The 23,130-nt window shown below is 36.5% G+C and carries 26 protein-coding genes and 1 pseudogene; 7 read left to right on the top strand and 20 right to left on the bottom strand.

Annotated features, from left to right (window positions below; genetic code table 11):
* Positions 1 to 5: 5 nt before the first annotated feature.
* The 10 genes from hisC to ACNQFZ_RS20720 form a co-directional block, all read right to left on the bottom strand.
* Positions 6 to 1,112: a histidinol-phosphate transaminase gene (gene hisC, locus ACNQFZ_RS20765; RefSeq protein WP_458413182.1), complete on the bottom strand. Its 1,107-nt coding sequence runs from the start codon at positions 1,110 to 1,112 to the stop codon at positions 6 to 8.
* 200 nt (positions 1,113 to 1,312) lie between these two features.
* Positions 1,313 to 2,743, bottom strand: coding sequence for a MocR-like pyridoxine biosynthesis transcription factor PdxR (gene pdxR / locus ACNQFZ_RS20760; RefSeq protein WP_458413181.1), 1,431 nt, complete (start codon positions 2,741 to 2,743; stop codon positions 1,313 to 1,315).
* A gap of 111 nt (positions 2,744 to 2,854) precedes the next feature.
* Positions 2,855 to 3,523, bottom strand: coding sequence for an ABC transporter ATP-binding protein (locus tag ACNQFZ_RS20755; protein ID WP_458413180.1), 669 nt, complete (start codon positions 3,521 to 3,523; stop codon positions 2,855 to 2,857).
* A complete protein-coding gene (locus tag ACNQFZ_RS20750) occupies positions 3,520 to 4,320 on the bottom strand; it encodes a hypothetical protein (protein WP_458413179.1) in 801 nt (266 codons plus the stop codon). Before ACNQFZ_RS20750 ends, ACNQFZ_RS20755 begins: the two co-directional genes overlap by 4 nt.
* On the bottom strand, positions 4,277 to 5,635 hold the full coding sequence (gene nosD, locus ACNQFZ_RS20745) for a nitrous oxide reductase family maturation protein NosD (RefSeq protein ID WP_458413178.1): 1,359 nt from the start codon (positions 5,633 to 5,635) through the stop codon (positions 4,277 to 4,279). The genes ACNQFZ_RS20750 and nosD overlap by 44 nt, the downstream gene beginning before the upstream one ends.
* An 82-nt stretch (positions 5,636 to 5,717) precedes the next feature.
* On the bottom strand, positions 5,718 to 7,598 hold the full coding sequence (gene nosZ / locus ACNQFZ_RS20740; RefSeq protein ID WP_458413177.1) for a Sec-dependent nitrous-oxide reductase: 1,881 nt from the start codon (positions 7,596 to 7,598) through the stop codon (positions 5,718 to 5,720).
* A 12-nt stretch (positions 7,599 to 7,610) separates the two neighbouring features.
* Positions 7,611 to 8,069: a c-type cytochrome gene (locus ACNQFZ_RS20735; protein WP_458413176.1), complete on the bottom strand. Its 459-nt coding sequence runs from the start codon at positions 8,067 to 8,069 to the stop codon at positions 7,611 to 7,613.
* Positions 8,070 to 8,358: 289 nt separating this feature from the next.
* Positions 8,359 to 8,550 (bottom strand): hypothetical protein, encoded by a 192-nt coding sequence (locus ACNQFZ_RS20730; protein ID WP_458413175.1) that lies wholly within the window; start codon positions 8,548 to 8,550, stop codon positions 8,359 to 8,361.
* A 143-nt stretch (positions 8,551 to 8,693) separates the two neighbouring features.
* The gene (locus tag ACNQFZ_RS20725; RefSeq protein WP_458413174.1) at positions 8,694 to 9,863 is read right to left on the bottom strand and encodes an aminotransferase; all 1,170 of its coding nucleotides are present in this window, start codon (positions 9,861 to 9,863) and stop codon (positions 8,694 to 8,696) included.
* Between the two features lie 716 nt (positions 9,864 to 10,579).
* On the bottom strand, positions 10,580 to 10,870 hold the full coding sequence (locus ACNQFZ_RS20720; protein ID WP_458413173.1) for a hypothetical protein: 291 nt from the start codon (positions 10,868 to 10,870) through the stop codon (positions 10,580 to 10,582).
* Between the two features lie 256 nt (positions 10,871 to 11,126).
* Here ACNQFZ_RS20720 and ACNQFZ_RS20715 point away from each other — a divergent pair, with 256 nt between their 5' ends.
* Entirely contained in the window at positions 11,127 to 12,320 is a 1,194-nt protein-coding gene (locus ACNQFZ_RS20715) for a CapA family protein (protein WP_458413172.1), read from the top strand.
* Positions 12,321 to 12,419: 99 nt separating this feature from the next.
* Here ACNQFZ_RS20715 and ACNQFZ_RS20710 read toward each other — a convergent pair whose 3' ends face one another.
* Positions 12,420 to 12,875, bottom strand: a complete 456-nt coding sequence (locus ACNQFZ_RS20710; RefSeq protein ID WP_458413171.1) for a pyridoxamine 5'-phosphate oxidase family protein — start codon at positions 12,873 to 12,875, stop codon at positions 12,420 to 12,422.
* 169 nt (positions 12,876 to 13,044) lie between these two features.
* Between ACNQFZ_RS20710 and yidD the strand changes: the two genes are divergently transcribed.
* From yidD to ACNQFZ_RS20690, 4 genes are read left to right on the top strand one after another with little or no spacing between them, the layout of a single operon-like run.
* Entirely contained in the window at positions 13,045 to 13,299 is a 255-nt protein-coding gene (gene yidD / locus ACNQFZ_RS20705) for a membrane protein insertion efficiency factor YidD (RefSeq protein WP_458415466.1), read from the top strand.
* A gap of 29 nt (positions 13,300 to 13,328) precedes the next feature.
* Positions 13,329 to 14,117 carry a metal ABC transporter ATP-binding protein gene (locus tag ACNQFZ_RS20700; RefSeq protein ID WP_458413170.1) on the top strand — a complete coding sequence of 263 codons (789 nt, stop codon included), beginning with the start codon at positions 13,329 to 13,331 and terminating at the stop codon, positions 14,115 to 14,117.
* Positions 14,114 to 14,974, top strand: coding sequence for a metal ABC transporter permease (locus ACNQFZ_RS20695; protein ID WP_458413169.1), 861 nt, complete (start codon positions 14,114 to 14,116; stop codon positions 14,972 to 14,974). Before ACNQFZ_RS20700 ends, ACNQFZ_RS20695 begins: the two co-directional genes overlap by 4 nt.
* Positions 14,975 to 15,391: a Fur family transcriptional regulator gene (locus tag ACNQFZ_RS20690; protein ID WP_458413168.1), complete on the top strand. Its 417-nt coding sequence runs from the start codon at positions 14,975 to 14,977 to the stop codon at positions 15,389 to 15,391. It begins immediately after the preceding gene.
* Between the two features lie 146 nt (positions 15,392 to 15,537).
* Here ACNQFZ_RS20690 and ACNQFZ_RS20685 read toward each other — a convergent pair whose 3' ends face one another.
* Entirely contained in the window at positions 15,538 to 15,822 is a 285-nt protein-coding gene (locus ACNQFZ_RS20685; protein WP_458413167.1) for a hypothetical protein, read from the bottom strand.
* A gap of 202 nt (positions 15,823 to 16,024) precedes the next feature.
* Here ACNQFZ_RS20685 and ACNQFZ_RS20680 point away from each other — a divergent pair, with 202 nt between their 5' ends.
* The gene (locus tag ACNQFZ_RS20680; protein WP_458413166.1) at positions 16,025 to 16,315 is read left to right on the top strand and encodes a HesB/YadR/YfhF family protein; all 291 of its coding nucleotides are present in this window, start codon (positions 16,025 to 16,027) and stop codon (positions 16,313 to 16,315) included.
* A 97-nt stretch (positions 16,316 to 16,412) separates the two neighbouring features.
* On the opposite strand, the gene ACNQFZ_RS20675 is transcribed toward ACNQFZ_RS20680, so the two are convergent.
* The 8 genes and pseudogenes from ACNQFZ_RS20675 to ACNQFZ_RS20640 all read right to left on the bottom strand — a co-directional run bounded on the left by ACNQFZ_RS20675 (position 16,413) and on the right by ACNQFZ_RS20640 (position 21,301).
* The gene (locus ACNQFZ_RS20675) at positions 16,413 to 16,706 is read right to left on the bottom strand and encodes a GIY-YIG nuclease family protein (RefSeq protein ID WP_458415465.1); all 294 of its coding nucleotides are present in this window, start codon (positions 16,704 to 16,706) and stop codon (positions 16,413 to 16,415) included.
* Positions 16,707 to 16,790: 84 nt separating this feature from the next.
* A pseudogene (locus ACNQFZ_RS20670) lies at positions 16,791 to 17,087 on the bottom strand (hypothetical protein); the annotation flags it as partial.
* Between the two features lie 6 nt (positions 17,088 to 17,093).
* Positions 17,094 to 17,519, bottom strand: coding sequence for an acyl-CoA thioesterase (locus ACNQFZ_RS20665; RefSeq protein ID WP_458413165.1), 426 nt, complete (start codon positions 17,517 to 17,519; stop codon positions 17,094 to 17,096).
* 133 nt (positions 17,520 to 17,652) lie between these two features.
* Entirely contained in the window at positions 17,653 to 17,880 is a 228-nt protein-coding gene (gene tlp, locus ACNQFZ_RS20660) for a small acid-soluble spore protein Tlp (protein WP_458415464.1), read from the bottom strand.
* 86 nt (positions 17,881 to 17,966) lie between these two features.
* Positions 17,967 to 18,110, bottom strand: a complete 144-nt coding sequence (locus ACNQFZ_RS20655) for an acid-soluble spore protein N (RefSeq protein ID WP_458413164.1) — start codon at positions 18,108 to 18,110, stop codon at positions 17,967 to 17,969.
* A 115-nt stretch (positions 18,111 to 18,225) separates the two neighbouring features.
* Complete coding sequence (locus tag ACNQFZ_RS20650; RefSeq protein WP_458413163.1) at positions 18,226 to 18,357, bottom strand: FbpB family small basic protein; 132 nt, start codon at positions 18,355 to 18,357, stop codon at positions 18,226 to 18,228.
* Positions 18,358 to 18,473: 116 nt separating this feature from the next.
* Positions 18,474 to 19,757: a Glu/Leu/Phe/Val family dehydrogenase gene (locus ACNQFZ_RS20645; RefSeq protein ID WP_458415463.1), complete on the bottom strand. Its 1,284-nt coding sequence runs from the start codon at positions 19,755 to 19,757 to the stop codon at positions 18,474 to 18,476.
* A gap of 83 nt (positions 19,758 to 19,840) precedes the next feature.
* The gene (locus tag ACNQFZ_RS20640) at positions 19,841 to 21,301 is read right to left on the bottom strand and encodes an aldehyde dehydrogenase family protein (RefSeq protein ID WP_458413162.1); all 1,461 of its coding nucleotides are present in this window, start codon (positions 21,299 to 21,301) and stop codon (positions 19,841 to 19,843) included.
* A gap of 295 nt (positions 21,302 to 21,596) precedes the next feature.
* Between ACNQFZ_RS20640 and ACNQFZ_RS20635 the strand changes: the two genes are divergently transcribed.
* Complete coding sequence (locus ACNQFZ_RS20635) at positions 21,597 to 23,018, top strand: sigma-54 interaction domain-containing protein (protein ID WP_458413161.1); 1,422 nt, start codon at positions 21,597 to 21,599, stop codon at positions 23,016 to 23,018.
* The last annotated feature ends 112 nt before the right edge of the window (positions 23,019 to 23,130 follow it).

Below are 23,130 nucleotides of genomic sequence, written 5' to 3'. Positions count from 1 at the left end.
TAAAATTAAAGGTTCTTTAATACATCTTCTATTTCATTAATTAATCGTTTATTTTCTTTATATGTTCCAACGGAGATTCGCAAATGAGTTGGCATATTCCAAGTACCTCCTTTTCGGACAATGATTCCTTTTGCTAAAAGCTTGTCATAAATATCCGACGCTTTTGTACCGACATTCACTAATACAAAGTTGCTCATGCTTTCTGTGTAATGTAAACCCATTTGAGAAAAAGCCTCATACAATTGGATTCGTCCGTGGCTATTTACATCTTGGGACATTACAATATGGTCTTCATCCGTTATTGCTGCCGTTGCAGCAACCTGAGCTAAACTATTTACATTAAAGGGTTCTTTGACCTTTACTATATTTTCTATAATGGATTTGGAGGCCAAACCAAAGCCAACACGAATACCTGCCAAACCATATATTTTAGAAAAAGTTTGTAATGCTATGATTGGATACCCTTTCTTAATGAACTCGGTCCCATCTGTATAATCATTGTCTGTTGCAAAATGGCTGTACGCACCATCCAAGATAAGAAGAACTCGTTTAGGCAAAGATGTAAGCAACTGTTCTAATTGCTGCTTCGGCAAATAAGTTCCGGTCGGATTATTGGGTGAACAAATATAAATTAATTTTGTTTTTTCGGTTATGCTGGAAAGGATTTTCTGACTATTAAATTGAAAATCTTCCTCAAGCGGAACTTGAATAACTCTAGCATCCATTAGGGTTGCACCGAACTCATATTCACTAAATGAAGGCGTTGGAACGATAATCTCATCACCTGGTTCCAGAAAGGTTTCTGAAAGCAACTTAATGAATTCATCAGCCCCATTTGTGACTATAATTTGATCAGGTAATAGCTGATATTTCGAAGCTATTGCCTCTTTTAAAGCGGTAGCATTTGCGTCAGGATAACGGTTAAGCCCGGTTAATTCACTAGTTATGGCTTGAATTGCTTTTGGTGAAGGACCTAAAGGATTTTCATTTGATGCCAGCTTAATAACGCTATTTATGCCTAACTCCTTTTGTACTTCCCAAATGGGCCTTCCTGGGGAATAAGGTTGTATATTGTCCAATGCTCTTCGGGTTAATTCACCAACTTTTGTCATATACCTACTTACCTCCTACTATCGATAAAAATAAAAAGTGCTATCATTCTTCCATCATAGAAGAATTAAATAATTTATAACCATCCAATTTACTAATTATGCTTCCAGCCAATTCTGCTATATAATGAAAAATCGCACAGCATCTTGTTTTTTAACAAGTGCTGCACGATTTTTTATGGGACATTATCCTCATGAAAGTATCAAAAGCTTTTTAATGCTTGAGCGAATCTTTTAATTCCCTCTTCAATAACCTCTTCTTTCTCTCTAGCAAAAGTAAATCGAGCGTATCCCTTTTTAGACCCTAAAATTGAACCAGGTACATAGATTACACCTTTTTTAATCGATTCCTCAAGTAACTGTATTTCATTTACTTCCTTGTTAATCTGGCACCACAAATGGATTCCACCTTCCGGTATATAAAAATCCACTTCATCTTCCAGATAGTATTTAAGGCTCTGTACCATCTGATCCCGTCTTTTCCGTAGTTGATCCCTTAAAAAAGAAATATGCGTTTCAAAATAGGATGAACGAATAAACTCATTTGCCATCCATTGTGTAAAGGTGCCGTGTCCAAAGTCAACTTGTTGCTTAGCATCTGCCAATCTTTCTATTACAGGCTTAGGACCAATAATCCAACCAATTCTAAGCCCAGATGCAACAATTTTCGATAAGGAACTAATGTATAGTACATTACCATTTGTATCCATGGATTTGAGTGTCTTAATTTCCTTTCCAGAAAAAGAAGATAAGCTATACGGATCATCCTCTATAACTGGAATCCTATATTCAGATGAAATCTCTAATACTTTTTTACGACGGTTTTCATGCATCAATGTACCAGTTGGATTATGAAATATTGGATTTAAAAAAATCATTCTAATCTTGTGTTTTTTGTATAAAGACAATAAATCATCCGGTCTTATTCCATCATTATCGACTGGAAGAAGATGTACTTTTAGTCCTGCTGATTTAAAAATAGGTAGACTAAAACTATAAGATGGATCTTCTAAGGCAACTGCGTCTCCAGGCTTTAACAAACATTGAGTTACTAAGTGTAATGCTTGCTGTGCACCGGAGGTAATTAAAATAGAGGATGCATTTGTTTCGATATTTCTGTAATTCTTAACATGATTTACAATCGTTTCTCGGAGTGTTGCATTCCCTTGCGGATGGTCATATCCTAACCCCCCCTGAAAGGTTACATTCGATAAAATTTCACGAAAAAAGCCAATAGGAATTAGATCCTCCGATAATTCTCCACTTGCAAAATTAATGAGATTGCTTTCTTCTGTTTCCAACCGTATTCGTTGAGCAACAGGTAAATTGGGTAAAAATGATCCAGACTCAATATAACGATTCCAGCTAGGGATACGTTTTTTTGTAATTCTCCATATATCATGACTAATCATCGTTCCACGGCCTGTTTCCCGAACAATAATACCATTCGCTTCTAATTCATCGTACGCTGTTACAACAGTACTTCGATTAACTTCCAACTCTTTTGCCAGCGTACGCTCCGAAGGCAAGGGTTTGTCTGGAGGAAATGAACCTTCCGCAATTTGGTCTTCGATATATTTTGCAATTTGTCTGTATAAAGGCATCTTATCGTTTCGATTTGGTTTCCAATTCATAATGCAAACTTCCCTTTTAGATATGATACCAATCATTATACTTCTTAAAAAAATGATTAAACAAATAAAACTTTCTTAGATTACTTTTAATTAATATATGTTACACCGTTTTCATTTGCGATGGCTTCGAAAATCACTTAAATAATGTTTTGCCGTCATTTTTGTAACCGTATTATTTTCAATTAGGATGACATGTGTTCCAACCTTTTCAATTTCAGATAAATGGTGTGACGAAAAAACAATCGTCTTTCCCTTTTGGTTTAACGATTCTATGATATCAATAATTTCTACTCGACCATAGGGATCAATGCCAGAGGTTGGTTCATCTAAGATAATTAACTCCGGATCTCCTAAAAAGGCAACACACAATCCAAGTCTCTGAAGCATTCCCTTTGATAAATCTTTTGCTTTTTTGTCTTTATGTTTATCCATACCTGTTAATTCCAGTAATTCTTCTATATTGTCAATAGGATCCATTAACAAATCCCTGAAAAAAGCAAGATTCTCATAAACACTTAACTGGGGATATAGAATAAATTTTTCCGGAAGAAAAGAAGTTTGCTTCATCCAATTTCTTGCTTCCTTTATATCCTGATTTAAGATTTTAACAACACCCGTATACCCAGGAAGGAATCCGAGAATTGTTTGGAACAAGGTCGACTTACCGGCTCCATTCCGTCCAACAATTACACAGACTTCACCTTTTTCTATTTGAAAATTAACATTTTGAAGTACTTGAAAATTTTTATACCACTGATTGACTTCTTTGAGTTGAATCATTCTTTTATTGCTCCTTTCTTTATTGCTCTAAACCCAGCTCCAAAAAAAACCCCAATAAATAAAGTCAAATTCAACAATAAAATAATGGACGGCGAATGAAACGTAAATTGATCAAAAATTGCTGGAAAACTCTCTAAGTCGAAAATACCAAGTTTAACATTCAAAAAATACCTTACTGAATTAATAGGTGAAAGAAAATAAAAGATTGAAAATAGCAAAACATTACTTGATTGAATAGATGGCACATAATACATGAGAATTAAGTCGTAAACGAATAGGCTAAAAAACCAAATAATCAATATATATGAAAGTAATTGTATTCTATTTTCAGTAATACTACCTAAAAAACAGCCAATTTGGACATAGATAATGGAAATAAATAGCATTGAAAGGACGAAATAAAAAAAATCTCCAATTGAAACATACATAAAAAACTTGCTAAAGAATAAGACAAAAAAATAAGAAATAATTATGGTCGAACTGGTAATTAAATGTAGTGCAATTGATTTCTTTACAAAAAATAAATTTGGCAATAAGTAACGCGACAACAATATAGGCAAAGTTTTTTGTAATTGTTCATGTTGAATCGAGAATGAAGCAATAATCATGGAAAGCAATGGAATAAAATAAAGATTAGCCTGAAATAATGGTACAGCCATTTGTGAAAAAGTGATCTCGGAATTATAACCTATCATTTGTCGGATGATTAGTAAGGAAATAGCAAGAATGAGCACCACTGCTGAAAATATGATTCTACTCCGATACATCTCTTTCCATTCTTTTAGTACGAATTCCATTAGAAACCTTCCTCCTTACCTTGAAAAATATAAATAAAGCAGCACCACTAAAAAGTATGATAGTCAGCATTTGTGCATTCCCTTTCTTATCCATAGGCAAAATCGGATGTGGGTCTGTAATTTGCATGTGATCTTTTGAAAGGGTTTGTTTAACGGATTCATAGATTTTCAAAGCCGGACTGTCTAAAAACAAATATCCCAACTGGTTTTGCGCCAACACTTCACCGAATGAGGTTGAATAAGTATACGGCCTATCCCCAATTCCGTTATTGTCCAAATCATACAAAGCATGATTAGACCAATAGTTTCCTATACCTTTATGACTCCACTTATTTTGATCATGTTTACCGTTAGAACTGTATTGGATGACATTATGATTAAACTGATTTTGTGTGAAGCTATTTTCAATCGAACTCGTCCAAATCTCTATTCCTATATTATTATGTGAAATATCATTATTGGCTAATAGATTGCGATTCGATTGATCCATAAACAGCCCTTTTTGATTCATAGTCATACGATTATGCTTGATGATAGTATCATTAGCTGTCTGTAACAGTAACCCGAATGAAATGAGTCCCCGATTATTATAAAAGTAGTTATTCTCTAACGTAATCCGATCTGAATACATAATCGCTGCACCACCGATGTTATTATAAAACCGATTCTTATAAAAAGAATTGTCATCGGAATACATATAATGCAAACCATAACGGGTATCATGTATTTTATTTCCTTTAATAACATTGTAATCAGCAAATGAAAAGTAAATTCCGTCACGAGTTTCATATATTTCATTCTCAATTATTTTATTTTTGCTTGAATAAAACAAATGAATTCCGTTCCCACGATCAGCAGAAACCAAAGCTTTATCTCCAATCAAAATGTTTCCTTCAATTATATTTTCTTTCGAGTTATCAAGATAAATTCCATGAAGGGAATCTATAATACAATTATTAACAATTCGATTTTTGCTAGAATGTAGTTTTAAAGCCGCATCATCGGTTGTTAAGATTCTCCCGCTATTTTTTACGGTAAAACCTCTAAATGTAACCCCATCCGCTTCAAAAGAAATAACGTCCCCTTTACGATCCCCAATTATCGTTACATCCCCGTCAGCAATCAATGAAACAGATTTGTCAATATGCAAATTTCCCCGGTAAATTCCCTTTGGTATCATGATCTTATCACCGATTTCTGCACTTTGGATTAACCTTTGGATTTCTTCCGTACTTTTTGTATTCCCGCCAGAAGCAAAGCTTATCATTGGCACAGATAGTAAAAGAAACAAAAGTAGAGCTAAAAATACTTTCATAATTGACGAACCTCCAAGTCTAATACATCACAAACCTTTCATGATTTAAGGGGGTCCCTTATTAAGGAACCCCCCTAGATGATTATTTGGGTTCAACTAATAGGTAGCCTGTCATTTCTTGGTGTAAGGCTGAACAGAAGTTGGTACATGCAATCGGGAATACGCCCGATTTTTCAGCTACAAATTCTATTGTATTCGTTTCCCCAGGTTGTATCTCCATATTCTCGTTATATCTTGTTATCCCAAAACCATGTGTGATATCTTGATCCAAATCGATATTGGTAATATGGAATACGACTTTGTCACCCTGCTTCACTTTTACTTGGTCCGGAATATTGCTCTTACCATCAAAAACAAAGCGTGAGCGTACAGCTATTCCATATACATGAACTTCATTTCCTTTTCGTTCAATGTGAGCATCTTCCGCTTTCCAAACTGAATTTGGACGTTTTACTTCTTTTGGATATGTTTTAATTGGCTTAATTTTATCCGCCTTAATCATTTGAGCATAGTGTGGTTCAGGGTCAACAGGAGCACTATAAACCATCTCCATTTTATCTCCTGAAATATCAATAAGCTGCAAGCTTTCTGGATGGGATGGCCCAACTGACAAATAAGAATCCTTGGCAATTTTGTTTAATGATACGAGCCAGTTTCCATCTGGTGATACAGAGTCACCCTCAGCAGCAGAAGCATGTCCTGGTGAATATTGTACCGGGATTTTATCAACTACTTTACCTGTTGCAATGTTCCATTTTGTGATTGCACTGTCAATGAATAAAGTAGTATAGGCATTTCCACGGTTATCAAACTGAGTATGCAATGGTCCTAAACCAACTTCAACTTCATGTTTGCGAACGGAGTCGTAGGTTAACACCGGCATACCTTTAACTTCACCTTCATAATCTTTATTTTTAATTGCTGTCATTGCCTTTTCAAAGTCATAGACCGTTGCCGTTGGTGATAGTTTTCCACTTGAGACAAAGTATTTACCATCAGGTGTAAAGTCGACACCATGTGGACTTTTTGCTACAGGAAGTAGGAAAACGTAGCCTGGAGTCTTTACTGGGTCAAACATCTTTGCTCCATTCACCATCGAATAATTTCCTTTTTGCACTTCCTTTTCAATACCCTTCCAGTTGAAAAGAACTAGAAAATCGCGATCATTTTTTGAAGCATTCACTTCCAGTGTCGTAATTGCTTCTTCCGTATTATAGGTAGACATAACACCCCAACCATCAGACACTTTTTTCCCTGCATCTGATAAATCATAGGACCAAGGTGGAAGCATAACTTCCCATGCCAACCCTAATTTTTGCTTTTTAAAATCATATTTTGTGGCAGCCAATACCCCTTTATACTTTTCACTGAAATCCTTCAACTCGGCATAATCACTACCAAGTGGTCTAGAGAAACGGGTTGGTAGGAATAAATATTCAGAGTTTGGCGTTACAAACGCTGCACAGTGCGGACCACTAACATTAGGAATAGGTCCCAAGATATCAACTGTATGGAACGTTTTCAAGTCAACGACTGCAGCTCTATCATTTTGAACATCAGTGGCAAATAAAACTCTCCCATCATATTCACCTTTCGTTTCACTAATGGCAACATGGTGTAGATCACCCCATGTATAATCCCCTAGCATTTCCTTCGTTTCTTTACTCCAGCCATAGCCTGCAGCTGATTCCGGTGTAAATACTGGGATTGTGCGAATACGTCTCATCGATGGGACACCATAGACAAAAATGTTTCCTGAATGACCGCCGGATGCAAATAAATAATAATCATCCAAACTGCCCGGTGGGACATATGTTTTTTCTGCAGCCGTTTTAAATACCGGAGCTGCAGGATTGGCTGTTACGGCAGGCTGTTGGAAATCAACAAATAGAGATGCAATTAACGCGCCTGATAACAATCCAGTTACAAGTGGTGTCACCCATTTCTTCTTTTTAACTCCCATCAAGGTTCCCTCCTATTTTGCTTTTTCTGTTAAAAGCTCGGCAATTTTGTCCTTTTCTTCATCAGTAAGCTTTAAATTTGCAAGAATTGGAGCCATTACTGAACTTTTTGGATTATCCAAATATTCTCGAAGAGAAATACCGTATTTTTCCTTGATGTAAGTCCCCATCATCGGAGATGTTAAATCCGGTCCTTGCTCTCCACCGCCTGATCCATATTCTGAAATGGCATGGCAGGTAATGCACGTTTTTTGAACAAAGATTGTTGCTTCTGGAGCAATTGGTTTTGCGGGCTCCTTTTCTGCTTGTTTCACTGGTTCCGCACTTTTATCAGCTACGGTACTAGAGGTTTTGCTAGTTTCAGCAATTGGGGCTGCTGCTTCCCCTCCTGCCTCCAATTGGCCAACTCCATATATCAGTACAAAACCAAGCAAAACACCAATTGCAAAAATGCTTATAAAATGGCGATTCATTTTATCACTCCTTCCGAATAGATTTGAAATTACTTATAATTTCTTTTAAAGAATACTTCCGAAGCAAAAGACAAAACGTGATGTATTTCACACTTTCTTCATGATTCAACGACTGTTCAAAGATTGATGGCGAATCATAAAATATTAAAAATTGGATGGTGTGTTACAATAAAAATAATGCTTGTATCTATCGAAAACTCTTTTATTTATCAATGATGTTTAGGGAATATATATTTATAATTGGATGGTGAACAAATAAAAAAGGCCTTACTCAAAAAGAGTAAAGCCCTTAAAGCCTTCCAGCCCGCGACATTTCAACTAAAGCATACACAATATTAAACATCTCTATTGCGATTAAAATGGGAATGAAATTCAAAAGATTAAATTTCCCATATTTTTGTGAAATAATTCCGAGACTTAAACCACAAGCTAATATTGCTATCAGAGTTACCATCATCATAACCATAAAGCTTATTGTCATAGTAGTGCCTCCCAAAATAACCAAAGAATAGATAGAGATAGGATATAACTTAACAGCTCAGTAGATTTCATTTTCTTTATCTTACTTGATATAAAACTTTTGAAACCATCCAATTACCTATTTATTTAACCATCCACTCAATATCACAAAATATCACATTTTTTAATAAATTGTTTGATTCTTACCGTTGCCTCGCGCAATTTTTCCATCGAAGTTGCATAAGAGCAACGTACATGCCCCTCTCCACTATCTCCGAAGGCGCTACCGGGTACTACAGCCACCTTCTGTTGGGTTAAAAGCTTTTCAGCAAATTGTTCTGATGTTAGCCCCGTTTTGTTTATTGATGGAAATACGTAGAAAGCCCCTTCTGGTAAATGACAATGTAATCCCATTTCATTTAGTTCTTTTACTAAAAAGTTTCGACGTTCGCGATAGGAAATTCTCATGTCGTCTATATACTTTTGTCCATATTTCAATGCTTCAATCGCACCATACTGGGTAATTGAAGGAGCACTTAAGATTGTGTGTTGAGTAATCTTTAATATGTGCTGCGTTAAATATTCAGGGGCACATATGAAGCCCAACCTCCACCCCGTCATCGCAAAACTTTTTGAAAAGCCAGATACAAGAATCGTCCGTTCTCTCATCCCCTTAATAGAGGCAATGGAGCAGAATGCGCCCTCTTCATATGTCAGTTCAGCATAAATTTCATCTGAAATAACTAATAAATCATGTTCAATAATTATATCGGAAATTACTTCTAACTCCTGTTTATTTAACAAAGTTCCTGTTGGATTATTAGGAAAACAAAGAATGATTGCTTTTGTTTTTGGAGAAATCGCTTGTTTTATTTGTTCAGGTTGAGGTTTAAACTCATGCTGAAAGGAGGTAGCAATGGGTACAGGTAACCCACCAGCTAACGATACCACTGCCCTATATGCAACATAACTTGGTTCTAATATTATTACTTCATCACCTGGATTTAAAATAGCTCTTAATGAAACATCTAAAGCTTGACTGCCTCCTATTGTAACAATTATTTCTTTACTCGGAGAATAGGAAACATGGAAACGATTTTCCATATATTTAGCTATTACCTTACGGAGTTCCAATTGTCCTTCAATTTCAGTATACGAAGTATAACCTCGTTCCATTGATAAAATTGAAGCTTGACGTATAGACCACGGAGTAATAAAATTTGGTTCTCCTACCCCCAATGAAATTACTCCATCTATTTTATTAGCTAAGTCAAAAAATTTACGTATTCCGGAAGGTTTTAATTGCTCCACCCTTGACGAAAGATAAGATTTCACTATAAGATACCACCATTCCAACAATATTATTTCGTAAAATTTGTTATAGGTACTACTTTCTTATCCTAAGTCAAATACAGTTTATTGGACCATCCAATCCCAATAATGTTAACCATCCTTTGAATCAGAGAAAAATAGAAAAAACCACCTTCAAAAAGGTGGTTTTTTATTAACAATTTCCGCCAACTTCCTTGCCGTTGGCATCCACTAATGTAAAGCTTCCGCCAGCCCAAGAGTTATGGTAGTCAAGGGAAACACCATTAAAATAGGCTTTGTCTCTCTCATTTACTAAAAACTTGATGCCGTCTTCTTCGAATTGCTCATCATTTGGTAATGCTGACTCCTCCAGAGTCAGGCTAAGCTGTGGACCCCCTCAGCCAAGGCCCAGGCCTAGACGAAGAAACAAGTCTTGATCTTGGTTATCTAGATATTCCATTTCTTCATGGATTTTTTCAAGCGCTGCTTTTGTGATTGTAACCATTTCATTCACCCCTTCTTTATACCCGTATGAGTATAATATAAACCAGCTATTCATTTTTTGCAAAAATAATGCCTACAAAGTCAAAAAAATATTTCCCCTATATTTTAATGAAAAAACTCATATCTGTGCAAAACAAAAGCCAACATCTAAGGTAGTTTTTTGTAACCCCCTTAGAAGTTAGCTTTATCATTAGCTTAATAATCTTATCAATACATTCAAATCAAAATTGATTTCATTAAATAAGAGTAGGCTGTTTGTTAACCTCTTCCCAGTAGTAAGTTACCGCTTCTTTGCGAATAACTTCTGTGCACTCGATTTCGTCTGGCCAGTTGTCATAGTTATTTTGACCATCTAAATGTTGGATTTCTACACTATAATATTTGTCTTGGTATTTAAAAATAACAATAACCATTTCGTCATGACCAGCATCATCGTTTCCAAGTTCTTGAACAAACTCAAGTCCATAAGCTTGGTGGTTTTTACGTTCCACTACAGATTCTAAAATAATAGTTTTTGGGAATTTCATTGTTCATTCTCTCCTTAGTTTTTCATATCTCTGTATTTTATAACCTTATTTTAATAGTTAGTCATAAAAAATCAACCGGTATTTATTGTCTAAGTATGTAAAAGTTTTGTAAAGAGAGAGAAGTTCGAAATTTATTCATCTATTATTCATTATTTTGAAACATTGTCACTGAAAAAGAAAAATTTCTATAATATTCGTAAAAATTGTCTAGTTTTGTATTATAGTAGAGAAAGAAATATTCTAGGAGTTTATTCTTATGAAGACAAAAATAAGTATGTATTTAACAATTGTGTCCCTGACTTTATTTTTCCTATCGGCATTATTGTTGCTGGAAATGTACATGAACCATACCCATCATGCTATGAGTAGCCAATTTAAATCCGAGACAACAACTACAGATAACATCGCACAAATCCACCCGATGAAATTGGTTAGCAAGTATACGAAGTCATTACCTCCAACAACAGCGAGGCTTGTTGGGATCGGTGATATTCTAATTCACGGTATCGTTTATAAAGACGCCAAAACTGCTAATGGGTATAGTTTCAAACCAATGTTAGCCCAAGTTAAGCCCTTTATTGAAAACGCCGATCTGGCATTTGCCAATGAGGAAACAATGATTGGCGGCTCACAGCTCGGTCTTTCAACTTATCCAACTTTTAACAGCCCTTTTGAAGTTGGTGATGCTTTAAAAGATGCCGGAGTTGATATTGTTTCCATGGCAAATAATCATACCTTAGACCGTGGCGAAAAAGCAATTCAAAATGCAATCCAGCATTGGAATAAAATCGGTATGACCTATACTGGTGCTTACAAAAATGAAGAGGACAAAAATGTAATTAGGACATTGAAAGCTAATGAGATTACCTTTTCATTTTTGGCTTACACCTATGGCACAAATGGTATTCCATTACCAAAGGGAAAACCCTATCTAGTCAATCTTATAAACTTGGAAAATATGAAAAAAGATATTGCTGAGGCTAAATCCATTTCTGATGTCGTTGTTGTCAGTGTCCATTTTGGAAATGAGTATCAAAGAGTGCCTAATGAAAATCAGAAAGCATTGGTAAAAGAGCTTGCAAATGCGGGTGCTGACATTATCCTAGGGCACCATCCCCATGTTTTGCAACCAACGGAATGGATTGAGCGACAGGATGGAAGAAGAACATTTGTCGTATATTCACTTGGGAATTTTTTATCTGGACAAAAAGGAATTTACAAGGAAACGGGTGGGATTTTGCAATTAGACGTTGAAAAAACAGTTGGCGCAAGCGGTGTTGAAATCAACATCAAAAACCCCTCTTTTTTGCCAACCATCGTAACAAAAACAAATGCTTCCAAATATACGGTTTTGCCATTGAAAAATGTGTATCCTACTAATACAAGTACCTTTAAAGAAATGAAGCATCATATGACAAAGTACATGCCGGAACTTGCCATTTTAGAATAATCTGCCTAAGATTGAACTTTACAAACTTTAGAAATTAAAAAGGATAGAAAATCTACAACAAATAGATTCTCTATCCTTTTTTAAGTAAGTATTAGTATATTAGTTTGTATGCAGATTAAATAAACTCTCTAATGTTCCATAGATTTCTGCATCTAATTTTTCAGCTAACTCTTTATTGTATGTTTTTACATATTCAGGTTCTACAGAAATTTTTCCACCATAGAACATCACATCTTCTACTGACGTAACATCCACTGTGAATGTTTGAAATTTCATCGTCTTTGCAAAAGAATTGGTTTGTGACACTTTCCCTTTAATCGCATAACAGCTGCCAGCACCAATGACACCTAAAATTACATTCGGATTTTGTTCGATATTTGGAATAACAGATGCTTTATTCCCTACCGCAATATGAATTTGTTCACCAGTTGGATTCGCTAATACCCATGATACTACACTTAAATGAGGGTTTTGGCTTTCACTATCAACTGTAATGAGTGAAACAATTTTTTCCCCTTGTAATAATTGAATTAATTCTTCTGTTAATTTTTCCATCCCTTTCTCCAGCTCCTTTTTTTCGCATTTATTCCATACCATGTTATCACAATTTTCAAAATATATAATAATTATTTGCATAATTTAATTTCATTGACATTCTCCCTTATTTTTTTTAATATAAATCGTAATGGTTACGAATTTAGAACGGAAGGTTGTTTTGACGATTATGCGGTGGCTGTTTATAGGAATCATTCGGTTTTATCAAAAGTTTATCTCACCATTAAAGCCACCAACATGCCGTTTTTACCCAACATGCTCCCACTATGGATTGGAAGCTTTTAAACGTTTCGGTGTTTTCAAAGGGAGTTATTTAACCGCAATCCGTATTGTGAAGTGTAATCCTTTTCATCCTGGCGGCTTCGATCCTGTTCCGGAAAAAAAGGAAAAACTTGACCATCACGATAAACAAGATTTGAACTAAAGAAAATACAGATAGACGGTGATAGTGTTATGAATAACAACGCTCAGGAGTTAGCGGTAGATATACAACATGTTTCTTTTAGTTATGATGATAAAAAAGTGCTAGACGATGTAACACTGCAAATTCCAAAAGCTACATTTCTTGGACTCGTTGGCCCAAATGGATCTGGTAAATCAACATTGATTAAGCTAATCTTAGGCATTTTAAAACCGGACCAAGGGGCCATCAATGTGTTTGGAACCCCTATTTCAAAGCTGAAAAATCGTCATTTAATTGGCTTTGTCTCACAAAAGGCCAATAGTTTTAATACTGGTTTTCCAGCGACTGTACTTGAGGTTGTTTTAAGTGGGCTCGTCGCTAAGGTAGGCTTATTTAAAAGGCTGACAAAAAAACATAAAGAGTTGGCGCTTGAAGCCATTTCGGCTGTAGGTATGGAGGAGTTTGTGTACCGTAATATTGGTGAACTATCAGGAGGCCAACAACAGCGTGCCTTTATTGCTAGATCACTAGTCAGTAAACCAGAATTACTGATTCTAGATGAACCTACAGTTGGTGTTGATATGAAAAATGTAGAAAACTTTTTTCATATGCTTGGAGACTTAAATAAACAAAAAGGAATTACGCTTATCATGGTTTCACATGATATTGGTACGATGACAAACCATGCCAGCCATGTAGCCTGTTTGAATAAAACCCTTCATTTCCATGGCGATTCACATCAATTCCTACATATGGATAATGTTGAGCTTTCCAATATCTATGGTCATGATCTTCATATGTTGACACATGAGCATGAATTTGGAGGTTCTTACGTATGATCGCCAGTTTATTTCAATATGAATTTTTACAAAACGCTTTTTTTACCGGCATAATGATTGGATTAATCGCACCTCTTATTGGTGTTTTTATTGTTGTCAGGAGATTATCTTTGATTGCCGATGCCTTAAGTCATATTACGCTGGCTGGAATTGCTGCAAGTATGTTAATTGAAAAAAAGGTTGCTTCCATTCAAGGATTAAATCCAATGTATATGGGCATGGCATTTTCTGTTTTTGGTGCTTTGTTCATCGAAAAACTGCGGAAAGTTTATAAACATTACGAGGAACTTGCAATCCCGATTATTCTCTCCGGCGGAGTCGGCTTAAGTGTTGTTTTTATTTCGTTGGCAGATGGCTTCAATACTGATTTGTTTAATTTTCTATTTGGCAGTGTTACAGCCGTAAGCCGTGCTGATGTTTGGACGATTTTAATTGTAACGATTGTTGTCGTTGCCGCAATTTATTTATTTTTTAAAGAGCTTTTTGCTCTTTCGTTTGATGAAGAACACGCTGCAGTGTCTGGTATAAATGCAAAATCGATTCACTTTTTATTTATCATCATGGTGGCACTTGTAATTGCAGCTTCAATGAGAATTGTCGGTGTTTTACTTGTGTCGGCGTTAATGACTCTACCTGTTGCAGCAAGCATCCGCATTGCCAGAGGGTTTAAACAAACATTGATTTTTTCAATCATATTTGGCGAACTAGCTGTGATTGGCGGTTTAGTAGCAGCCTACTATTTGGATATTGCACCGGGTGGTACGATTGTTATTTTTTCAATTCTGATTTTAGTTGCAGCAATCTATTGGAAAAAAGTAAAATTTGGTTTTGGGAACAAGCTTCAAGGGGATGAGTAAATGGATATTGAGAAAGCCATCGATATTCTAAAGGACAGTGGCTATAAGCACACAGATAAACGTGAAAAAATGCTTCAGCTTTTTTCCGATCATAATCGATATCTAACAGCTAAAGACGTACAAGAGCTTTTAAAAGAGGATTTCCCAGGTCTCAGCTTTGATACCATTTATCGGAATCTATATTTATTTGCTGATTTAAATATATTAGAAGCCACAGATATGAACGGAGAAAAGCATTTTCGATTCACATGCGGATCAATTCACCACCATCATCATTTTATTTGTACCATCTGCGGCAAAACGAAACAAGTTCATGTATGCCCGATGACCATCATTGATCATGAAATGGAAAACTTTGAAATAACAGGTCATAAGTTTGAAATTTATGGTCGCTGTCCGGAATGTACGGAAAGATGATGGAAGTAATTTTCATTGATTTTCTAAAGTTTGGTGTGTAGCATATTATTTTGAATAGGCTAGTACGATGGGGCTCCAAAATGGGAAGCCCTTTTTCTATTTAAATAAATGTGCTTTTTCATCACGAAGGTTGCTCCCTTGGGCGTTTAATGATTATAACCGGCTTTTATCATCACCGAAGTTACTCCCTCCTCCATTTGATGATGATATCCGGCTTTTATCACCACCAAAGCTTCTTCTTCCGCCATTTGATGATGATATCCGGCTTTTATCACCACCAAAGCTTCTTCTTCCGCCATTTGATGATGATATCCGGCTTTTATCACCACCAAAGTTACTTCCTCCTCCATTTGATGATGATATCCAGCTTTTATCACCACCAAAGCTTCTTCTTCCACCATTTGATGACGATAATACTGTTTTATCACCACCAAAGTCACTCCGTCAAGCACTGATGATATAACTGGCTTTTAAAGCATTACCAAAATTGCCCATCATGCAATACACAACTTTTTGACAGTTTTTTTTCATTATTGTGAAGGTTTGCATTTGTGTGAGAAATATCACAGTCATATAATTTTTAGAATTTTAAAATATAATTGTACAACATGATCTGGAAGGGGACGAAAGAAAATGACGCAGCTAATGATTTCAAAAGCAGCACTTGAATGGTACAAACGGGAAATGGAGTTATTAGAAGGTGACTGTGTACGTTTTTACGCTAGATATGGAGGAGAAAGTGATCTTCAGGCAGGATTCTCCTTGGGCATGATGGTGGAAAAACCGAAGGAGCCCATAATCCAAGTCATGAACGATGGTATAACATTCTACGTTGAACGTGATGATGAATGGTATTTTGATAACCATAATTTAACTGTAACTTACAACGAAACTTACGACGAAATTGAATTTCAATATAATTAATAATTCTAGAACGAGATTTCAGTGTTCGGCTGAAATCTCGTTTTTTAATTTGCATCGGGCTAATGCTTTTTGTAGCTTTCTATTGGATGCCTGATCCCTATAGCAACTGTGTTGGTATATAGAGCAGATGCGCCGGGCATTTACAGTCTGATGAGCCGAAGCCAGGGATGATTTCCTTTGCCTGATATTGTTCTTTTATTTGTTTACAACGACTGCACTCGTCCATTGATTCATCAAAGGTTTCAACGGTCAAGATATTCCCATGAGGACGTAAATAATCGAAATGCCATCTAAACGGTTTCTCCTTTTTTATATGGCGGTTGATGCGTGCCTTGATGTTTCTTTTTGCACTTCCTACATAAATATATGTACCTTTTGGAAATTCAAATATGCCCAGCTTACCAATTTGGATTGCCTTCTTTTCAGGAATTTCAAGAAAAACGGCATAAAGGCTGTGTTCTTCATTGATCGATGGTAGCTGAAATTTGGTAATATGACTTTCTAAGCCTTCCTGAAAAAGAATATCAACCTGCTTAATCCCAATGAGGTCAAAATGTGGATACATAGGCCGTTGATCAATCCATTCTTCTTTTAAACCATACTGTTTTCCCCAATTCACAAGTTTTGCAAGATCACTGCATCCAGCTTTTGTGACTGTTTTATTCCCAGGGAATTTAGGATGGATCCAATAATGCGTAAGAAAAGCGATTTCGCCACTCCTTACCTTTTGTTTCCAACGCTGAAGCTCCTCTCGCTTTATACCAAAGGCCATATAAGACTACTCTCCTTGCTTTTTTGCTTTTTCGTAAGCTTCATGCCATTCAGGAAAGTAATTTTTAAAACGGACCGGACGGAATGAGTCTTTTTTAACAACAATATGATGGGTTTGGCCTGAGACCGCAACTTCTCCTTCTGGATTCACTACCTCATAGCCGTAAACCGTGCGGAAGCCATCATAATAATCAATCCACGTTCTGACTACTGCTTTTTCCCCGAAATGCATTGATTTTTTATATGATAAATTTGCATCCACTACTGGAGCCAAAAAACCATCTTTCTCCATTTGGGCATAACTAAAACCTAAATCCCTAATTAACGCAGTCCGTCCAATTTCAAACCATACTAGATAATTGGCGTGATAAACGACCCCCATCTGATCAGTTTCGGCATAACGTACATCAACATTTACTTCTGAAACAAACATAGTTCTTGACCTTCCCCTCTCTATATGCGCACTTTACAGTCTCTATTTAATTTTACCACAAAGGTCCGAAACCAATTAGTTTGAACAATGCAAAAAGGACAGGATGGTTTCCTGCCCTTCACATAAGTTCTCTCTACTGGTAGCCGTTTTCACGAGCAGCTGCTTCATCTTTTATTTCTTCGCGCATCCCAGCTATAGATTCTTCACGGCGTTTATTCTTTGCCTCAATTTTCGCTCGTTCCTCCGGGGAAGCAAATTGCATCGTCTCATGTGCCGCCTCGATATTTTCGATTGTATTTTGCACCATATCCTGGAGCTTTTCTACATTATCACTACGATCATCAGGTTTTGGTTTGTTCATTGTCATTTTGCTTCTCTCCTTATTCATTTTTTCACCGTATTATTTTTCCATATAATAAAAATTTTATTCATCAATCAAAAATGAAGCTATTCACCTTTCGTTTGCATCACTTGAGGTGATCCACCGGTTTGGTTTTGATATTTCTTCCCTTTATTGCCACCAGAGCTACGTGGTTGTGTGCCAAGATGATTTGGTTGATATTGTTGATTTTTAGTAGTTCCATTTGTCATAAGAAAAACCTCCCGTAAATTTTTTTGCTTCCTTTCTTAATATCAACTAAATGCATTCTTTATATAAAAAGAAAAAGCAGGAAAAAGAAATTCAAACTTCTTTTCCTGCTATTTTTTACATTAATTTAGCCTGGGCCCTTTGTTCTAAGCGCTCTTCTATTTTACTTAGCGCTTCTTGATCATTTAATAGCTGCCGTTTATTTTCCGTGACTAACTCCTTAAATGAACGCTTTTTAAATTTTCTCATTTTCTTCACTCCATTTTAAATTTTCTATTAACTGTTGTTTTAAATTATTACCAATTATCTATTATTTCATTCAAGTTTGAAAAAAAAGAAAAGGACCGCTCTACAATTTATTTAGATTAGATTGAGATCCAGCCACGAAGGCGTGATGCCTCAGCAAAAGCTTCAGTGCCAACTATATACGCAGCAACTTTCATACTTACATTGTATCTTTGGGATGTAGCGAAAACTTTCTTAAAGCTCGATGATAGCTTCTCTTTTAATTTTTCGTCTACTTCCTTTTCAGACCAATAATAGCCTTGGTTATTTTGGCACCATTCAAAATAAGAAACAATAACTCCACCCGAATTTGCCAAAATATCAGGGACAACTAAAATGTTTTTTTCCGCCAACATTTCTACCGCTTCCATTGTAGTTGGTCCATTGGCTGCTTCAACCACGATTTTACATTTAAGACGGTCTGCATTCGCCTTTGTAATTTGCCCACCAATGGCGGCAGGAATGAGAATATCACACTCTTTTTCAATTAGTTCTTGATTGGAAATGGTGTGCTTAAATAGGTTGGAAAATACTCCAAATGAGTCTCTTTTTTCAAAAAGAAATGGAATGTCCAAGCCTTTTTCATCATATACCCCACCAAGCACATCGGAAATTCCCACTATTTTTGCTCCAAGTTCATGCAAATAGATTGCTAAAAAACTACCAACATTTCCAAATCCCTGGATGATAATTTTCATATCTTGAATTTGGATATTGTTTAGTTCGCTTACCAGTTGAATGATATACAATACTCCTTTTGAAGTTGCTGATTCACGTCCGCGTGAGCCTCCTAAAGCAAGTGGTTTGCCTGTAATAAAATTAGGTGAATCAAATTCCCGAATGTGATCATATTCATCAAGCATCCATGCCATGATTTGCGAATTTGTATAGACATCTGGTGCCGGAATATCTTTGGTCGGACCGACAATTTGACTAATCGCTCTCACATAGCCTCTACTTAATGCCTCCAACTCTCGTAAACTCATAAACCTTGGATCGCAAATAATGCCCCCTTTTGCGCCACCATAAGGCAGATCGGTTATCCCGCATTTCATGCTCATCCAGCCTGCTAATGCTTTTACTTCATCAGCCGTGACGCCAGGATGAAAACGGATTCCACCTTTTGTCGGTCCTGGCGCATCATTATGCTGTGCCCGAAAGCCATGGAAAATCTTTGTTGTATTGTCATCCATACGAACTGGAATTTTGACCTCTAAAAAACGCATCGGTTCTTTCAAAAGCTCAAAGACAATATCCGGGTAATTCAAAACAGCAATGGCTTTCTTTAAAACCGCTTGATACTCTAATAGTGCATTATCCTCCTTTATTTTTATATTTTCACTCGCCTTGTTGTTTGACTTCATAACTTGATCAGCCATGGATGACACCCCTTTATCTTCATTTTCATTCATTTATAGATGTTATTAAAATATTCTAACGATAAGGATTACAAGGAAGTTGAAATAGCAACTGTTTTATAAGCTGTAAAAAATTCAATAGCAGCTTGGCCTTGCTCCCTAGACCCGGAGCTTGATTCCTTCATACCGCCAAATGGTGCCTGGGGCTCAGCTCCTCCGGTTTCGCCGTTAATTTGTACCATTCCTGCGTCAATATGTTTAATGAAATGAAAGGCTTTGTCCAAGTTGGTTGTAAACAATGATGCACTTAAGCCATAAATAGTGTCATTTGCTTTTGTAACGGCTTCCAAATAGTTATTTATTTTTATGACAGCCAGGACTGGACCGAAAATCTCTTCCCGCGCGATTGTCATGTTATTTGTAACATTACCAAATATCGTCGGCTTAATAAAATAGCCATTATTACATTCAGCTCCCTCAAGGCTTTTTCCACCATATATGAGCTCAGCACCTTCGGCAATACCATTTTCAATATACGCGGAAACAGTAGCAAATTGATTTTTGGAGGCTACAGGACCCATTGTTACGGTCTCATCCAAGCCATCCCCAACTTTGATTTGTTTGACGTATTTGATTAGCTTTTCTACAAATACATCGTATATCGATTGTTCAACATAAACTTTGCTTGTGGCCGTACAACGCTGCCCTGTTTGTTTCATAGCCCCTTCGATTGTCAGTTTAGCCGCCAAGTCGAGATCCGCATCCTCTAAAACAATGGCTGGATTTTTCCCGCCAAGTTCAAGCTGATATTTTTTGTTTTGGGCAACCGCTTTCGCCGCAATCTCTTTGCCAACTTGATTTGATCCTGTAAAAGTGATAGCAGCAACCTCTTTGTGTTCTACAAGGGAATTGCCAATAACAGCTCCACTACCATTTACTAAATTTAAAACACCGCTGGGCAAGCCTGCTTTTTCAAACACTTGTGCAATTTTCACGGCCGTTATTCCCGTTTCTTGAGAGGGTTTCCAAACAATAGTGTTACCAAATACCAACGCCGGTGCCATTTTCCATAAAGGGATAGCTACCGGAAAATTCCACGGAGTAATCACCGCTACGACCCCTATAGGAACGCGAAGTGTATAGAGTGTACTTTGTGAATTGACTGATGGTAACACCTCTCCTAATTTCCTCATTCCTTCCTGTGCGTAATAACGTAAGATCATCGCACCACGCATTACTTCCCCTTTCATCTCTGCAAATCGTTTGCCCATCTCTTTTGTGGCAGTCTTTGCAATATCATCACTTTCCAGCTCCAAGATATCAGCAGCTTTCCTCAAAAATTCTCCCCGTTCCACCGGAGAAAACTGCTTCCACTGTTGAAAAGCATTTTTTGCCTCGCCAATCGCTTCATTTACATCCTCGGTTGTGGCAAGAACGGTACAACCCAAACTCTCAGCTGGTTTAGCCGGATTAAAATGTTCCCGCGTCTTCCCATTCATTGGACCCTTCCATTGCCCGCCAATGTAATTAACATAAGTATTCAACTGCATCTCCTCCTTATAAATGCGTTTTTGTATAACTTTTTTCCTTCTTATTTAAGAATAAAGATGCAAGATTCATGCCAACCTTTTTTTCACCCAATATTAGCCTCAAAAATCGCAAAAGCAAGAAATTGATTCAAATTCAAATCAATTTTTGCGAATATTAATTCAATTCTTGATTATCTTTTTTTTCTAATTTATATTTGAATTACACAAATAATTAAAATAGTTTTATAAAATTAAGCGCTTTATACTAGTTACTTACATATTATGTTTCGGTTGAATTTGGAAGGGGATTGCCAAGATGAAATCTATTACTGATAAGCTACTTGATGCTATTATAAAAACTTCAAATAACAATATTACAATTGCCGATGGAAATGGGGTTATTTTGAAATCAAATCCTGAGCACTGGGCAGATTATGGAACCAAGTATAATGAAATCAAAGGAAAATCTGTGTACCAACTTGAGAGTGAAGAAATACTTTCTCCATCTATTACGGCCATGGTACTAAGAGAAAATAAACCTGTACAAATCATGCAGAATACCAAAACAGGTAAAGTGATTATGACAAAGGCCTATCCTATTTTTGACGATGAAGGAAATATTATAAGAATCATCAGCTATGCCCAGGATCATACAGAAATAAAAGAGCTTCAAGACCAATACATACAATTAGAAAAAAAACTTAAAAGCTACCAAATTGAGGTGGAGGAACTGCGCCGCAAAGAAGATGTTCTCTTTCGAAGTAAAGAAATGCAGCAAATTATTAATAGGCTCTATCGCGTTGCTAATTCAGATGCTGCAGTCATGTTTTTGGGTGAATCCGGTGTTGGAAAAAGCTTGTTTGCCCATGAGCTTCATAAACAAAGCCTGCGTCGCGATGAACCATTTATCGAAGTTAACTGCAGCACCATCCCAGAAAGTTTATTTGAGTCAGAAATGTTCGGATATGAGCCAGGTTCTTTTACAGGTGCAGAAAGAAAGGGGAAACAGGGAATGATTGAGCAAGCCCACAATGGTACATTGTTTTTAGATGAAATTGGCGAACTCCCACTCTCAGTTCAAGTTAAATTATTAAAAGTATTACAAGAAAAAAAATTCATGAGAGTTGGCGGCAAAAAAGAACATCGGATTGATTTCCGACTTGTAACAGCTACAAATCAAAACTTGGAGCGAATGGTCGATGAAGGAAAGTTTCGACTTGATTTGTATTATCGGTTAAATGTGATTCCGCTTCATATCCCTCCCCTTCGCGACCGAAAAGAGGATATTACCTTTTTACTACAGCACTATAATGATAAAATCAACCAAAAGTATAAAACAGATAAAAGGCTGCATCCCGCTACCCTCAAAGCATTGATTCACTACCGGTGGCCAGGAAATGTACGTGAATTGGAAAATTTACTAGAAAGGCTTGTATTAACAACAGAGGAAGCCGTTATTTTACCAAGTGATTTACCAGCAGCTGTTCTTGATCAGAGCGAAATCAACAGCCGTGAAGTCCCGCTATGTAAAGAAAGCCGATGGAAAATAGATGATGAAAAGAATATTTCTAGTCTTGATCTCAAAAAGGAGATAGAAAACGTGGAAAAACAATGTCTGTTGATAGCTTTTAACCAGTGCAACTCGACATATGAAATGGCCAAACTATTAGGGATTAGTCAGCCTTCTGTTGTTCGAAAACTTAAGAAATACAACATTCAGTCCTCTGGACTTATGTAAGAAGTGGCAAAGAAAAAGGACAAAACTCTACACCTATCGAAGTGTAGAGTTGTCCTTTTTCGGTAATCTTCATTCAATTATTTGGCTTTAATGAAAAATTTACTTAGTTCAG

The sequence above is a fragment of the Schinkia acidoalkalinis genome, from assembly GCF_054301215.1.
This window is presented reverse-complemented; position numbering and strand designations above follow the sequence as displayed.

Coding starts and splice junctions, on each gene's coding strand:
- hisC (WP_458413182.1), bottom strand. CDS start 1,112: ATGACAAAAGTTGGTGAATTAACCCGAAGAGCATTGGACAATATACAA.
- pdxR (WP_458413181.1), bottom strand. CDS start 2,743: ATGAATTGGAAACCAAATCGAAACGATAAGATGCCTTTATACAGACAA.
- ACNQFZ_RS20755 (WP_458413180.1), bottom strand. CDS start 3,523: ATGATTCAACTCAAAGAAGTCAATCAGTGGTATAAAAATTTTCAAGTA.
- ACNQFZ_RS20750 (WP_458413179.1), bottom strand. CDS start 4,320: ATGGAATTCGTACTAAAAGAATGGAAAGAGATGTATCGGAGTAGAATC.
- nosD (WP_458413178.1), bottom strand. CDS start 5,635: ATGAAAGTATTTTTAGCTCTACTTTTGTTTCTTTTACTATCTGTGCCA.
- nosZ (WP_458413177.1), bottom strand. CDS start 7,598: ATGGGAGTTAAAAAGAAGAAATGGGTGACACCACTTGTAACTGGATTG.
- ACNQFZ_RS20735 (WP_458413176.1), bottom strand. CDS start 8,069: ATGAATCGCCATTTTATAAGCATTTTTGCAATTGGTGTTTTGCTTGGT.
- ACNQFZ_RS20730 (WP_458413175.1), bottom strand. CDS start 8,550: ATGACAATAAGCTTTATGGTTATGATGATGGTAACTCTGATAGCAATA.
- ACNQFZ_RS20720 (WP_458413173.1), bottom strand. CDS start 10,870: ATGAAATTCCCAAAAACTATTATTTTAGAATCTGTAGTGGAACGTAAA.
- ACNQFZ_RS20715 (WP_458413172.1), top strand. CDS start 11,127: ATGAAGACAAAAATAAGTATGTATTTAACAATTGTGTCCCTGACTTTA.
- ACNQFZ_RS20710 (WP_458413171.1), bottom strand. CDS start 12,875: ATGGAAAAATTAACAGAAGAATTAATTCAATTATTACAAGGGGAAAAA.
- yidD (WP_458415466.1), top strand. CDS start 13,045: ATGCGGTGGCTGTTTATAGGAATCATTCGGTTTTATCAAAAGTTTATC.
- ACNQFZ_RS20700 (WP_458413170.1), top strand. CDS start 13,329: ATGAATAACAACGCTCAGGAGTTAGCGGTAGATATACAACATGTTTCT.
- ACNQFZ_RS20695 (WP_458413169.1), top strand. CDS start 14,114: ATGATCGCCAGTTTATTTCAATATGAATTTTTACAAAACGCTTTTTTT.
- ACNQFZ_RS20690 (WP_458413168.1), top strand. CDS start 14,975: ATGGATATTGAGAAAGCCATCGATATTCTAAAGGACAGTGGCTATAAG.
- ACNQFZ_RS20680 (WP_458413166.1), top strand. CDS start 16,025: ATGACGCAGCTAATGATTTCAAAAGCAGCACTTGAATGGTACAAACGG.
- ACNQFZ_RS20665 (WP_458413165.1), bottom strand. CDS start 17,519: ATGTTTGTTTCAGAAGTAAATGTTGATGTACGTTATGCCGAAACTGAT.
- tlp (WP_458415464.1), bottom strand. CDS start 17,880: ATGAACAAACCAAAACCTGATGATCGTAGTGATAATGTAGAAAAGCTC.
- ACNQFZ_RS20655 (WP_458413164.1), bottom strand. CDS start 18,110: ATGACAAATGGAACTACTAAAAATCAACAATATCAACCAAATCATCTT.
- ACNQFZ_RS20650 (WP_458413163.1), bottom strand. CDS start 18,357: ATGAGAAAATTTAAAAAGCGTTCATTTAAGGAGTTAGTCACGGAAAAT.
- ACNQFZ_RS20645 (WP_458415463.1), bottom strand. CDS start 19,757: ATGAAGTCAAACAACAAGGCGAGTGAAAATATAAAAATAAAGGAGGAT.
- ACNQFZ_RS20640 (WP_458413162.1), bottom strand. CDS start 21,301: ATGCAGTTGAATACTTATGTTAATTACATTGGCGGGCAATGGAAGGGT.
- ACNQFZ_RS20635 (WP_458413161.1), top strand. CDS start 21,597: ATGAAATCTATTACTGATAAGCTACTTGATGCTATTATAAAAACTTCA.